Genomic DNA, 12,617 nt, shown 5'->3' on the forward strand with positions numbered 1-12,617 from the left:
CGACCGACCAGCTTTTTCTCGAGGAAGAGGAACACCATGCAGACACTGACAGGCGTGGGAGTGTGCGCGGGCCGCGTCATCGGCGAGCTCGTGAGCATGCCGAAGCCGGTCTCGGAACCGGCCACGGGCCTGAGCCTCCAGGACGAGGAGCCCGAGGCGGCGGTGGCACGCCTGCAGGAGGCCGCGGCCGCGGTCAAGGCCGAGCTCAAGCGGCGGGCCGAGGCCGCCACCGAGAAGGACGCGGCGGACGTGCTGAAGTCCACCGCGCTCATGGCCGGGGACAAGGCGCTGCTGAAGAACGCGGCGAAGCTCATCACCGGGCGCGGGCTCGCCCCCGAGCGGGCGCTGTGGGAGGCCGCGAGCGACTACGCCGACCAGATGCGCGCCCTGGGCGGGTACATGGCCGAGCGCGCCGCGGACATCCAGGACGTCCGGGCGCGGCTCGTGTGCCAGCTGCAGGGCCTGCCCATGCCGGGCATCCCGCAGCGGGACGAGCCGTTCGTGCTGACCGCGGAGGACCTCGCCCCGGCCGACACCGCGACCCTGGACCCCACCAAGGTGCTCGCCCTGGTCACCTCCGGCGGCGGCCCGCAGTCCCACACGGCCATCCTCGCGCGCAACCTCGGGCTGCCCGCCGTCGTGGCCGTCCGGGACGTCGAGGGCGTCCCGGACGGCACCGAGGTCTACGTGGACGGGGCCACCGGGGAGATCCGGACCGAGCCCGGCGCGGACGAGCGGGAGCTCGTCGAGGCCTGGGTGCGCAGCGCCGGGGCGCGCAGCGGCTTCGACGGCCGCGGCGTGCTCGCCGACGGCACCGAGATCCCGCTGCTGGCCAATGTGGGCACCCCCGAGGACGCCCGGGCCGCGGCCGCGGCCGGGGCCCAGGGCGTGGGGCTGCTGCGCACCGAGTTCTGCTTCCTGGGCCGGGACCAGGAGCCGTCGGTCGAGGAGCAGGTCGAGCAGTACACCGCGATCCTGGCGTCCTTCCCCGGCAAGAAGGTCGTCGTGCGCACCCTCGACGCCGGGGCGGACAAGCCGCTGCCGTTCCTCACCGACACCTCCGAGCCGAACCCGGCGCTGGGGGTGCGCGGCTACCGCACGGACCGCGCGGTGCCCGGGGTGCTCGCCCGGCAGCTCGAGGCGATCGCGCGGGCGGAGGAGGCCACGGACGCCGAGGTGTGGGTCATGGCCCCCATGATCGCCACGACCACCGAGGCCCAGGAGTTCGCGCGGATGGCCGCCGCCGCCGGCCTGCGGGTGCCCGGGGTCATGGTCGAGACGCCGTCCGCGGCGGTGACCGCCGACCAGATCCTGCGCCACGTGCAGTTCGTCTCCCTGGGCACCAACGACCTGACCCAGTACACGATGGCGGCCGACCGGATGATGGGTGCCCTCGCGGAGCTCAACAACCCCTGGCAGCCCGCCGTGCTGCGGATGGTCCGGAGCACCGTGCAGGGCGCCCGGGAGGCCGAGGCCGAGGGCGCCGGACCGCGCAACGTGGGCGTGTGCGGAGAGGCCGCGGCCGATCCCGCCCTGGCCGTGGTGCTCGTGGGCCTCGGCGTGCACACCCTGTCCATGAGCGCCCGCGGGCTGGCCCCGGTTGCCGCCGTCCTGCGCAGCGTGGACATGGGCACCGCCCAGGCCCTCGCCGCGCTCGCCGTCCAGCAGCCCAGCGCCGAGGAGGCCGCCGCCGCAGTGCGCGCGGAGCTCGGCGTGCTCGCCGAGCTGGGCCTCTGACCGGCGGCCCGCGCCGGCCGCCACCACACCACCCACAGGGGCCCCGAACCCAGGACCCCGCACACCGAAGGAGAACCACCATGGCAGAACGCACCGCAACCATCGCATCCTCCGTGGGCCTGCACGCCCGCCCCGCCGCGATCTTCGCCGAGGCGGCCGGGGAGTACGACCTCGAGATCACCATCGCCGCCGAGGGCGAGCCCGCGGACGAGGCCATGGACGCCTCCAGCGTGCTGTCGCTGATGTCCCTCGGCGCCGGTCAGGGGGACAAGGTGGTCCTCCGCGCCGAGGGGGACGGCGCCGAGGACGCGCTCGAGAACCTCGTGCGCATCCTCGAGACGGACCACGACGCCGAGTAGTCGCCTCCGCCGCACCGGCACCCCGGCGCCCGTCCACCCCCGGTGGGCGGGCGCCGTGCTGTCCGGCCCGGCGGCCGGGGCCTGCGGCCAGGGACTACCGTGGGAGGGATGCCCGCACACCCTGATGGAGGACCGATGACGCCCGCACCACCACCGCCCGGACCCGACCACCGGCGGACCGGGGGCACCGGGGGCGCCGGGTCCGAACCGCGCCGGGCGCTGGTCGTGGGGACCGGCCGGGACCGGGGAGCCCTGGCCGGTGCGCGCGCCCTCGAACGGGCCGGCTGGGTGGTCGGGGTGGGCACACCGGACGCCCGGGCATGCTGGGCGCCACCCGGGCGGCGGCGGCGCGCCACGCGGTGCCGCGGCCGCGCGGCGACGCCGACGGCTTCATCGACGGCGTCCGCCGGGCGGTCGCCGAGGGGGCTTACGACATCGTCTTCGGCGCCGGCGACGACTGGATGGCCGCCGTCTCCGCGTACCGGCGGCACATCCCGGCGGAGGTGGCCCACCCGGGCCCCGACGTGGTCGCGGCCGCCCTCGACAAGGTCGGCCTGGCCGCACGGGCGGCCCGCGCCGGACTGGCCGCTCCGCAGACGCTGCCGGCCACGGACGAGGCGCTCGCGTCCTGGACCGGGCCGGTCGTGGTCAAGTGCCGCGCGCACTGGGCCCCCGGTCAGACCCGCCCCCACCGGATCGAGGCCAAGCTCTTCCCGGACGCCCGCGCCGCGGCCGCCCAGGTCCACCGGATCCGCGCCGCCGGTGCGGATCCGGTCCTCCAGCAGCCCGTGCACGGCAGCCTCGGGGCGCTGATCGGCGTCCAGCGCGACGGTCGCCTGCACGGGCGGGTGCAGCAGGCCACCTCACGGCTGTGGCCCACGCCCCACGGCGTCTCGGCGCGCGCCCGCACGGTCCCTGTCGACGAGGCGCTGGCGGCCCGCGCCGAGGCGCTGCTGCGCGAGCTGGGCTGGTGGGGGCTCGTGGAGCTGCAGTTCCTGACCGGCGAGGACGGGGTGCCGCAGCTCATCGACCTCAACGGCCGGTTCTTCGGCTCCATGGCCCTCGCGGAGGCCGCCCGCCCCGGGCTGGCCGACGCCTGGGCCCGTCTGGCGCTGGGCTGCCCGGTGCCCGAGCTGCCGGACGCCCGGACCGGTGTGCGCTACGCCTGGCTCGGCGGGGATCTCCGGCGGGCCGCCGCCGAGCGCCGCGGCGGCCTGGCGGCGGACGTCGCCGACACGCTCCGCTGGGGCCGCGGGGCCCAGCACAGCGTGTGGGACCCGCGCGACCCTGGCCCCGCCTGGCACCTGGCCACCTGGCGCCTCACGGGCGCGGCCCGCAGCCGGTAGCCCCGCTCAGCGCCGCCGCAGCACCGCGCCCAGGACCTCCCCGAGCAGGCGGCGCTCGGGCGCGCGCAGGGCGGCCAGGCCCAACAGGTAGGTCCCGCCCACCACGGCGGCGAGGACCACGGCGAGCACGATCGGCGGCAGGACGGGCAGCGCCTCCCGCACGCCCAGCCCGGCGCCGCCGGCGACGGCCGCCAGCAGGAGCGCCCGGCCGAGCAGGCCCGCGGCCGACCGCGGGTCGAGCCCGGCGTGCCGCCGGTGCAGCAGCCCCGCGTTGAGCAGCGCCGCCACGGCCAGGGACGCGGTGGTGGCCGCCGCGATCCCGGCGAGGCCCATCAGCGGGGCGAGGACGAGGTCCCCGGCCACGTTGACCACCATGGCCAGCACGGCCACCACCACCGGGCCCCTGGAGTCGCCGAGGGCGTAGGAGGCGCGGACCACCACCTGCCGGCAGCCGAGGGCGAGCAGGGCCGGGGCGTACCAGGCGACCGCCGTCGCCGTCGCCCGCACGTCCCCGGCGTCGAAGGCCCCGTGGCCGAACGCCGTGGCGACCAGCGGGGCCGCGGCCACCACGAACACGGTGCAGATCGGCGTCAGCACCGTCACGACCACGGACAGCCCGCGGTCCACGAGCCGCCGCAGCTCCGGGCGGTCGTCCGCGGCGGCGCCCAGCGCGGGGTAGAGGGGTGCCAGGAGCGCGGCGATGACCAGGGTCTCGGGCAGGTCGACGAGGCGCCAGCCGTACGACAGCGCCGAGATCGCCCCGTCCCCGAGGGTGGAGCCCACGGCGCGGTCGACCAGGGTGTTGACGTTCACCACGGCGTTGCCCACCAGCATGGGCGGGACCAGCCGGACGATCTCCCGGAAGCCCGGGTCCCGCAGCTCCCAGCGGGGCCGTATCCGCGCCCCCAGGGCCAGCACCGGGGGCAGCTGCATCAGCAGCCGCGCGGCGGACCCGGCCACGTAGCCGACCGCGAGCGCCGTGATCCCGTACCGGGGCCCGAACACGCCCGCGGCGGCGATCATCACCAGGTTGAACGGCACGCCCTGCAGCGAGGACCACGCGAAGCGCCCGTGCGCCTGGGCGAGCGAGGCCAGCAGATCGGTGCCGGCCACCAGCACGGTCGCCACCAGCACGATGCGGGTGAGCGCGGCGGTGGTGGCCGTCTGCGCGTCGTCGAACCCCGGGGCGAGCAGGCTCGTCACGGGCGCCGCGAGCAGGCCCACCACCACCCCGGCGAGGCCGAGGACGAGCACGGTGAGGGTGAGGGACACCTCGAAGCCCCGGTGGCCCCGGCACCCGGTGCCCTCGGCGCGCTCCCGGGCGGCCTCGCGTGCCGTCACCGGAGTCACGGAGCGGGCCATCGCCCAGGCGATCAGGCCGAGGACGACGTTCATCACGCCCTGGGCCACGAACCAGGCGTCCAGCTGCGCGCCGGCGCCGAACACGGCGCCGATCACGACGTCCCGGACGAAGCCCAGCACGGTCGAGACGGCGGTCAGCCCGGCCACGAGCACCGCGGCGCGCGCGATGCTCCAGCGTCCGCCCGGTCCGCCCACGGCTTCCGCCACCTCCCTGGTCCGGGTTCCCCGGCGAGGGGCGGACCGCGTCTCGTGCGTTGCGTCTGCGTGCTGGTGCGAATCGCCTGAACAGAATACACAGCCCCGTGCCGGGCCCCGGACCCGCCGGAGCACCCGCCCGGCCGCGGGGTGCGCACGGCTCAGAACCGGCTCAGGCCTGCGCGGTTAGACTGGCTCGGGCCGGTCCCCGCCGGCCCCGCGGCCGCTCCCGGCCCGGCACCCCCGACCCTTCCGACGATTGAGAGAGCCTTGCGAGAGTTCACCGCACGCTTCGCCACCGACCAGGAGATCGCCGACTGGGACGCCCACGTCACGGCGAACCCACACGGAGGCAACCTGCTGCAGTCCGCGTCCTTCGCGGACGTCAAGGCGGACCACGGCTGGCGTCCCCTGCACCTCGTGCACGAGCCCGTCGGCGGCGGGAAGGCCTCCTACAACCTGGTCCTCGAGAAGACGGTGCCGGCGCTCGGCCGCCTGTGGTACATGATCAAGGGCCCCGACGTCGCCTCCGTGGACGACATCCCCGGGATCGCCGCGGCCAACGCCCGGCTGGTGGCCGAGCAGCGGCTGAACGTCTTCGCGATCAAGATCGAGCCGGACGTGCTGGACTCGGACTACGCGAAGGGCGTGCTCGCCCGCGCGGGGCTGAAGAAGTCCTTCGACATCCAGCCCAACGACTCGACCGCGATCCTCGCCACGGACCGGGACGAGGAGGCCGTCCTGAAGTCCCTGCACTCGCGCGGGCGCAACGCGGTCCGGCGGGCGCTGCGCGAGGGCTGCACGGTCGAGCGCGTGGAGCTCACCGAGCAGAACATGCGGCGGATGTACGCGCTCATGGACACCGTGGGCCAGGGCGAGGCCAACGTGAACCTGCGCTCCTACGAGTACTACGCGAAGTTCTGGACCGCCTTCGAGCAGGCGGGCCAGGGCCGGCTCTACTTCACCTACGAGGACGGCGAGCCCTCCGTGGGCGCCTACGTGATCGCCTACGGGACGAAGGGCACGTACAAGGACGGCGGCTCCAAGCCCCGCCGGCGGCAGTACGGCGACTCCCACCTGCTGCAGTGGACGGCGATCACGGACCTGATGCGCGAGCACGGGATCGTCGAGTACGACTTCTGCGGCACCCCGCCCAGCGACCAGCTCAAGAACAAGGAGCACCCCTACTACGGGCTGGGGCTGTTCAAGACGAGCTTCACCAAGTCCGTGGTCGACTTCGTGGGCGTCCACGACCAGGTGCTGAGCCCGGCGAAGTACGCCGTGTGGACCAACGTGGCCGAGAAGGTCCAGCGCCAGCTGTGGGTCCGGCGCACAGGACAGCCCTTCTACTGACCCGGCCCCGCCCGCCCCCGCCCCCGCCCCCAGGAAGGAGGAGCGCCGCTTGGTGACCGACCAGCGCACCCCTCTGCGTCCGTCCGCCGCCTACCCCTCCTCCGACGGCGGCGAGGAGCCCGACGCCTACGTCGTCGAACCGTTCGGCCCCGGCGGAGACACGACCCTCACCGGGGCCGCGCGCCCGGTCGCCCTCCTCGGCGCCGGGACCCCGCTGGTGCGCCCCACGGAGGCGCAGGCCCTGCTGGCCCGGCGCCGGCCGGCCACGCCGCCGCGGACGTGGTGCCCGACGCCCCGCAGGCGCTGCCCGTGCTCAGCACCCGCCTGCTCCGCCAGTACGGGGACACCCCCGAGCCGGAGAAGCGCCGGGAGCTGCTCTCCGCCGCGCAGACGGCGCCGCTGAGCACATCGGCCCGGCGCCGTCGCCGCACCGACACGGGTCCCGTCTCCCGCCCGGAGACCACGACGGTCGGCCCCGTCCCGGCCCCGGGCAAGAGCGCCGACCGGATGCAGCGCGGCGCCTACCCCTCCACCCGCGCCCAGGCCGCCCGGCCCGGCGGACGCTCCCGGCTGCGCTCGATGCTGCAGGGGGAGGCGGCCCCGACCGCCCCCATGCGCGTGGTCGAACGGCTCAGCGCCTCGCCCTTCGCCAACCTGCGCCGGTTCGGGGAGTCCACCAGCCGGGAGGCCCGGCGCACCCTGAACTTCGCGCTGCGGCTCGCGGAGACCATGTTCCACTACGGCGCGGACGCCCTCGACGTCGAGAACGCGATCATCGCGGTGTGCACGACCTACGGCGTCGAGAACGTCGAGGTGGACATCACCAACCAGGCCGTGACGATCAACTACATCGCCGACGACCGCGCCGGCGGCGCCGACGACCGGGCCGGCGGCGACGACACCCGCACCCGCGAGGACGTCTTCAACGACCCCGACACCAACAGCCACACGGTGATGCGGGTCGTGCGGTCCTGGACCGACAACTACGCCGGGCTCGCCGAGACCCACCAGCTGGTCGCGGACATCACGGGCGGGGAGATGCCCCGCGGGGAGGCGGAGCGGCGGCTCGAGGCGATCAACGCCAAGCCCAAGCCCTACCCCCGGTGGATGGTGCGGACGGCCACGGCGGCCGCGGCCGTGGCCATCACCGTGGGCATCGGCGGCGGCGTCCTGGGCGCGCTCGTCGCCGGCCTGTCCTCGGTGCTCAACCAGTTCGTCGCCCACCGGCTGGGCGCCTGGCGGATCCCGGAGTTCTTCACGATGGCCGCCCAGTCCGGGATCCTCACCACCATGGCGCTGCTGCTGTCCTGGTCGGGCCTGGAGCTGTCCCCGGCGCGCGTCATCGCGGGCGGGATCATCCTGCTCCTGCCCACCACCCGGATGGTCTCCACGATGCAGGACGCGATCAACGGCTTCCCCGTCACGGCCGCCGGGCGCCTGCTGTCCACCTCCATGGCGTTCCTGGGCCTCGTGGCCGGCATCGCGGGGGGCATCTCCGTCGCCGGCTACGCGGGGATGCCCCGGGTCGACGTCTCGCAGAGCGCCTTCGACCCCGTGGGGCCCCTGACCAACGGGGTGTTCATGCTGATCGCCACCGGGCTCATCGCGGTCACGATGCAGGCCAAGCCCCGGCACGTGCTGGCCACCACGGCGGCGGCCCTCGGCGGGCTCGTGGTCTACCACACGGGCATGGCCGCCGGCGTGGGCGCCCGCCTGGACACGGCGCTCGCGGCGGTCACCAGCGGGTGCGTGGCGACCGTCCTCGCGGCCCGGCTCCGGATTCCCCAGCTCATCCTGGCGATCCCCGCGATGACCTTCCTGCTGCCCGGGCTGTCCATCTTCCGCGGGCTGTACACCATCACCGTGGAGACGGACTCCTACGGGCCCGGGATCGTGGGGCTGGTCAACGCGATGGCCTCCATCGTGGCCCTGGCCTCGGGCGTGGTGCTCGGCAAGTACCTCATGCGGCCCTTCGTGGGCCACCTCAACGGCACGAGCACCCGCCGCAACCGGCGCCGCTGAGCGTCCGGGCGGCGGTGCCCGGGACCGCTCAGAGGATCATGCCGACGGGCAGCTTCTTCTCCGCCTGGAACACGTCCTCGGTGCGGCCCCGCGCCCAGTAGCCGGACAGCGAGACCTGGTCGCGCTCCAGGCCGCGGCGCCCGAACAGCTCGTCGCGCAGGGCCTTCATGGCCTCCCGCTCCCCGTGGGCGAAGACCTGCACGCCCTCGGGCGCCGCGGGCCAGCCGGCCTCCTGCACCGCCCGCACGAGCGCGGGGACGCCCTCGGCCGTGTCCCGGCGGAACACCCAGCGCACCGCCATGCCGGCCGGGGCCGTCACGGGCAGGACGTCGCGGGGCGAGTCCACCTCCAGCACCACCTCGCCGTGCGCGGACGCCGGCAGGGCCTCCAGGACGGCGAGCGCGGCGGGGATCGCGGCGTCGTCGGCGGCGATCAGGGTCCATGCCGCCTCCGCGGACGGCGTCCACCGGCCGCCCGGGCCGAGGGCGATGATCCGGTCCCCGGGCTCGGCGCGGGCGGCCCACGGCCCTGCCCAGCCCTCGTCGCCGTGCAGCACGAAGTCCATCCACAGCTCGGCGCGCTCCGGGATCCACCGCCGGATCGTCAGGTGGCGGGTCACGGGCTGGTGCTCGGGCGGCAGGGACTCCTTGAGCGCCCAGTAGTCCGGGTTCGGCCCCGGGGCGGGGCGCCCGGGCACCGGGTGCCCGGTGGCCGCGTGCTCGGCGGCCGGGCCGAGGAACACGAGCTTGACGTACTTCTCCGGAGGGGCGATGTCCTGGAAGCGCTCCGGCTCGTCGACGCCCAGGACGACCCGGACCATCGACGGGGAGAGCTGCTCGCACCGGCGCACCGTGAGGTTCAGCTGCGGCTTGCGGGGGCGTGCGGGAGCGGACCCGGGCGTCGTCGTCATGCGCTCCACCCTAGCGGGGCCGGGGCTCAGAGCCGCCAGTCGACGGGGTCCGTGCCCTGCTCCTCCAGGAGGTGGTTGGTGCGCGAGAACGGCCGGGAGCCGAAGAAGCCGCGGGAGGCGGACAGCGGAGAGGGGTGCGCGGACTCGACCGTGGGGTGCCCGTCCAGCCACTTGGCGGTGCTGCGGGCGTCGTTGCCCCACAGGATCGCCACGAGCGGGTGGTCGCGGGCGGCGAGGACCTGGATGGCCCGCTCCGTGACCGCCTCCCAGCCCCGGCCGCGGTGGGAGGCCGGGGCGCCCGCGCGCACGGTGAGGACCCGGTTCAGGAGCATCACGCCCTGCCGCGACCACGCGGAGAGGTCCCCGTGCTCGGGCGGGTCGATGCCGAGGTCGTCCTGCAGCTCCTTGTAGATGTTCTGCAGGGAGCGCGGCACCGGGCGCACGTGCGGCTGGACGGAGAAGGACAGGCCCATGGCGTGGCCCGGGGTGGGGTAGGGGTCCTGGCCGACGACCAGCACCCGGACCTGCTCCAGCGGGTCCTGGAAGGCCCGGAAGACCGCCGACCCCTCGGGGAGGGTCCGGTGCCCGTCGGCGTGCTCCTCGCGCAGGAACCGGCCCATCTGCCGGATCTGCGGCTCCACCGGGGCCAGGGCCTCGGCCCAGTCGGGGGCCATGATCGTGTCCAGGGGCTGGGGCTCGCTCACGCTGCTCCTCGGTGGTCGGTGGTCGGTGATGGGTGGTCGGTGCTCGGTGTCTGTGACGGTGTGCCTGTGGCCGCCCGGCAGGGTCGTGGCCGGCCGGGCGGGGAGGTGCGTCCCTCGCCCGGGCACCACTCTAGGCCGGTCGCTCGGGGCCGGCGGCCTCGCGGTAGTCGACGTCCGCGTACCGGCGGCGGAGGTCGCGGCCCTCCTCCACCAGCTCCTGCTCCTTCTGCCGCAGCTTCCGCGCGGCCCGGACGTCGCGCGGGGGCAGGCGCAGGTTCTCCTCGGCGGCGATCCCCGCCTGGAGCTGGCGGGCCCGTTCCGTCTCGGCGTTGAACTCCGCCCCGGCCAGCAGCACGGTGTTCATGATCCAGATCCACAGCAGCAGCACGATCACCCCGCCGATGGCGCCGTAGGTCGCGTTGAAGTTGCCGAAGCTGGAGACGTAGTAGCTGAAGCCGGCCGTCGCGGCGGCCATCACCGCGATCGCCGTCACCGAGCCGATGCCGAGCCAGCGGAACCGGGGCTGCCGGACGTTCGGGGTCGTGGAGTAGAGCAGGACCACCATGAAGGCGAGCAGGGCCAGCATGACCGGGACCCGTGCCGCCTGCCACAGCCGCAGGGTGCTCCCGGGCAGGCCCACCAGCTCGCCCAGCCGCTCGGCGACCGGCCCGGAGAGCAGCAGGAGCAGCATCATGCCCACGGCCAGGACCACCAGGAGCAGCGTGATCCCGACCATCAGGGGGTAGAGCTTCCAGAACGGCCGGCCCTCCTCGACCTCGTAGATCCGGTTCATGGACCGGCCGAAGGCCCGGACGTAGGCCGAGGCGGTCCACAGGGCCCCGAGGAGTCCGGTGACCAGCGTCAGCCCCGCCGAGGGGGACCCGGCCAGCTCGCGGACCGGGCCCTCGACCACGGCGACGGCCTGGTCCGGCACGCCGAACTCGTGCAGCAGCCGGAGGAGGGTCTCGGCGGTCGCCTCGGCCTGGCCGACCACGCCCAGCAGGGAGACCACGGCGAGCAGGGCCGGGAAGACCGAGAGCACGGCGAAGAAGGTCATCACCGCGGCCGAGTCCGTGCACTCGTCGCGGCGGAACTCGTGCGCGGTCCGGCGCAGCACGTAGCTCCAGGACGGCTTGCTGATCTGGGTGGGCGAGGACGGCTTCTCGGCGCTGTCCGGGTCCTCCCCGGGGGCCCCCGAGGTCTCGGTTTCGACTGCCATGGGGATCCTCCGCGTGGTCGGCTGCGGGCCAGGATACCGGGGCCGCCACCGTCCCGGTGCCTCCGGTCCGGGGCGGGCGGGACCGGCGGGGGACTGGTTAGAGTGGGCGCATGAGCGCAACCGATCCCCGACCCGTCGCCGTCGTCACCGGGGCCACCGGAGGCATCGGCCGCGCGTGCGTGGCCGACCTGGCCCGGGACCACGACGTCGTGGCCCTGGGCCGCGAGCCCGCCCGTCTCGCCGAGCTGGCGGAGCTGCCCCACGTCACCGTCCGCGCCGCGGACCTCACCGACCTCGCCCGGCTGCCGGCCGCGCTGGAGGGCCTCGACCGGGTCGACGTCCTCGTGCACTCGGCGGCCCGCGCCGGCCGCACCACCGTGGCGGCGGCCTCGGTGGACGACTGGCGGGGCCAGCTCGAGCTCAACGTCGTGGCCCCGGCGGAGCTGACCCGGCTCCTGCTGCCCGCCCTGCGTGCGACCCGCGGCACGGTGGTGTTCCTCAACTCGGGCTCCGGGTTCACCGCACGCGCCGGGGACGCCGTCTACGCCGCCTCGAAGTTCGCGCTGCGCGCGCTCGCCGACTCCCTGCGCCAGGAGGTGGAGGCCGACGGCATCGTGGTCAGCTCGGTGCACCCCGGGCCCGTGGACACCCAGATGCAGCGGGACATCCAGGCCGGTCTGGGCAACGAGTACGAGCCCGAGCGCTACATCCGCCCCGAGTCCGTGGCCGCGGCGGTGCGCGCCGTCGTGGACGCCGGCGAGGACGCGCAGCTGACCACCGTCACCCTGCGGCCCCGGGCCGAGTCCCGGTGACCGGGGAGGACGCCGCCGCCGAGGACCCGGCGGCGGAGGAGCCGACCGGGGACGACCCCGCGGCGGGGGAGCATCCCGGGGCGGACGCGGCCCCGGCCGGGGCCGGCCCGGGGCTGGACGAGACCGACCGGGAGATCCTGGCGATCGAGAACCTGCAGTGGAAGTACCAGGGGGCCAAGGAGATGGAGATCCGGCGCCGCCTGGGGCTCTCCCCGACGCACTACTACCAGCGGCTCAACGTCCTCATCGACAGCCGCGCCGCCCTCGAGCACGACCCGATGCTCGTGGGCCGGCTGCGCCGGCAGCGCGGGGACCTCGGATGAGCCAGTACCCGCCCGACGAGTTCGACGACGTCCCCGAGGACGGCCCGCGCCAGGGCGCCCACCGCGGGCTGCGCCCGACCGCCCGGGTGGGCGCGGGGGAGCTGACCGCCATCGTCGTGGCCGGTCTGCTCACCCTCGGCGTGGGGGCGTACGCGTTCCTGGAGGGCGCCGCGGACCCGGCACCCGCCCCGGCCGTCTCGTCCCCGCAGCCCTGACCGGCACCGCCCCACCACCGGGGACCCGGGCACCCGCACCCGGCCCCCGCACCCCGTGCC

The 12,617-nt window shown here is 75.4% G+C and carries 12 protein-coding genes; 8 read left to right on the plus strand and 4 right to left on the minus strand.

Annotation, left to right across the window (positions count from 1 at the left end):
- Window positions 1-36: 36 nt before the first annotated feature.
- The 3 genes from ptsP to BJF77_RS07445 all read left to right on the plus strand — a co-directional run bounded on the left by ptsP (window position 37) and on the right by BJF77_RS07445 (window position 3,442).
- Window positions 37-1,737, plus strand: coding sequence for a phosphoenolpyruvate--protein phosphotransferase (ptsP, locus tag BJF77_RS07435; RefSeq protein WP_075871747.1), 1,701 nt, complete (start codon window positions 37-39; stop codon window positions 1,735-1,737).
- Window positions 1,738-1,817: 80 nt separating this feature from the next.
- The gene (locus tag BJF77_RS07440) at window positions 1,818-2,096 is read left to right on the plus strand and encodes an HPr family phosphocarrier protein (RefSeq protein ID WP_047802073.1); all 279 of its coding nucleotides are present in this window, start codon (window positions 1,818-1,820) and stop codon (window positions 2,094-2,096) included.
- 320 nt (window positions 2,097-2,416) lie between these two features.
- A complete protein-coding gene (locus BJF77_RS07445; protein WP_075871748.1) occupies window positions 2,417-3,442 on the plus strand; it encodes an ATP-grasp domain-containing protein in 1,026 nt (341 codons plus the stop codon).
- Between the two features lie 6 nt (window positions 3,443-3,448).
- Here the strand turns inward: BJF77_RS07445 and murJ are convergent, their stop codons facing one another.
- Window positions 3,449-4,999 (minus strand): murein biosynthesis integral membrane protein MurJ, encoded by a 1,551-nt coding sequence (gene murJ, locus BJF77_RS07450; protein ID WP_075871767.1) that lies wholly within the window; start codon window positions 4,997-4,999, stop codon window positions 3,449-3,451.
- Between the two features lie 270 nt (window positions 5,000-5,269).
- On the opposite strand from murJ, the gene BJF77_RS07455 reads away from it, so the two are divergent.
- Together BJF77_RS07455 and BJF77_RS07460 are read left to right on the plus strand one after the other, a co-directional pair.
- Window positions 5,270-6,352, plus strand: coding sequence for a peptidoglycan bridge formation glycyltransferase FemA/FemB family protein (locus BJF77_RS07455; RefSeq protein WP_075871749.1), 1,083 nt, complete (start codon window positions 5,270-5,272; stop codon window positions 6,350-6,352).
- 282 nt (window positions 6,353-6,634) lie between these two features.
- Window positions 6,635-8,374 carry a threonine/serine exporter ThrE family protein gene (locus BJF77_RS07460; protein ID WP_255396174.1) on the plus strand — a complete coding sequence of 580 codons (1,740 nt, stop codon included), beginning with the start codon at window positions 6,635-6,637 and terminating at the stop codon, window positions 8,372-8,374.
- Between the two features lie 28 nt (window positions 8,375-8,402).
- Here the strand turns inward: BJF77_RS07460 and BJF77_RS07465 are convergent, their stop codons facing one another.
- The 3 genes from BJF77_RS07465 to BJF77_RS07475 form a co-directional block, all read right to left on the minus strand.
- Window positions 8,403-9,284, minus strand: a complete 882-nt coding sequence (locus tag BJF77_RS07465; protein ID WP_075871750.1) for a siderophore-interacting protein — start codon at window positions 9,282-9,284, stop codon at window positions 8,403-8,405.
- Between the two features lie 26 nt (window positions 9,285-9,310).
- The gene (locus BJF77_RS07470; protein ID WP_075871751.1) at window positions 9,311-9,988 is read right to left on the minus strand and encodes a uracil-DNA glycosylase; all 678 of its coding nucleotides are present in this window, start codon (window positions 9,986-9,988) and stop codon (window positions 9,311-9,313) included.
- A gap of 130 nt (window positions 9,989-10,118) precedes the next feature.
- Window positions 10,119-11,207, minus strand: a complete 1,089-nt coding sequence (locus BJF77_RS07475; RefSeq protein ID WP_075871752.1) for a YihY/virulence factor BrkB family protein — start codon at window positions 11,205-11,207, stop codon at window positions 10,119-10,121.
- A gap of 110 nt (window positions 11,208-11,317) precedes the next feature.
- Between BJF77_RS07475 and BJF77_RS07480 the strand changes: the two genes are divergently transcribed.
- Genes BJF77_RS07480 through BJF77_RS07490 form a run of 3 tightly spaced genes read left to right on the plus strand, consistent with a single transcriptional unit; the run spans window position 11,318 to window position 12,557 of the window.
- Window positions 11,318-12,019 (plus strand): SDR family oxidoreductase, encoded by a 702-nt coding sequence (locus BJF77_RS07480; protein WP_047802066.1) that lies wholly within the window; start codon window positions 11,318-11,320, stop codon window positions 12,017-12,019.
- Entirely contained in the window at window positions 12,016-12,342 is a 327-nt protein-coding gene (locus BJF77_RS07485) for a DUF3263 domain-containing protein (protein WP_047802065.1), read from the plus strand. Before BJF77_RS07480 ends, BJF77_RS07485 begins: the two co-directional genes overlap by 4 nt.
- Window positions 12,339-12,557: a hypothetical protein gene (locus BJF77_RS07490; RefSeq protein WP_047802064.1), complete on the plus strand. Its 219-nt coding sequence runs from the start codon at window positions 12,339-12,341 to the stop codon at window positions 12,555-12,557. Before BJF77_RS07485 ends, BJF77_RS07490 begins: the two co-directional genes overlap by 4 nt.
- Window positions 12,558-12,617: the final 60 nt, after the last annotated feature.

Origin of the sequence: Kocuria sp. CNJ-770 (genome assembly GCF_001942375.1) — a bacterium.
Taxonomy (GTDB): domain Bacteria; phylum Actinomycetota; class Actinomycetes; order Actinomycetales; family Micrococcaceae; genus Kocuria; species Kocuria oceani.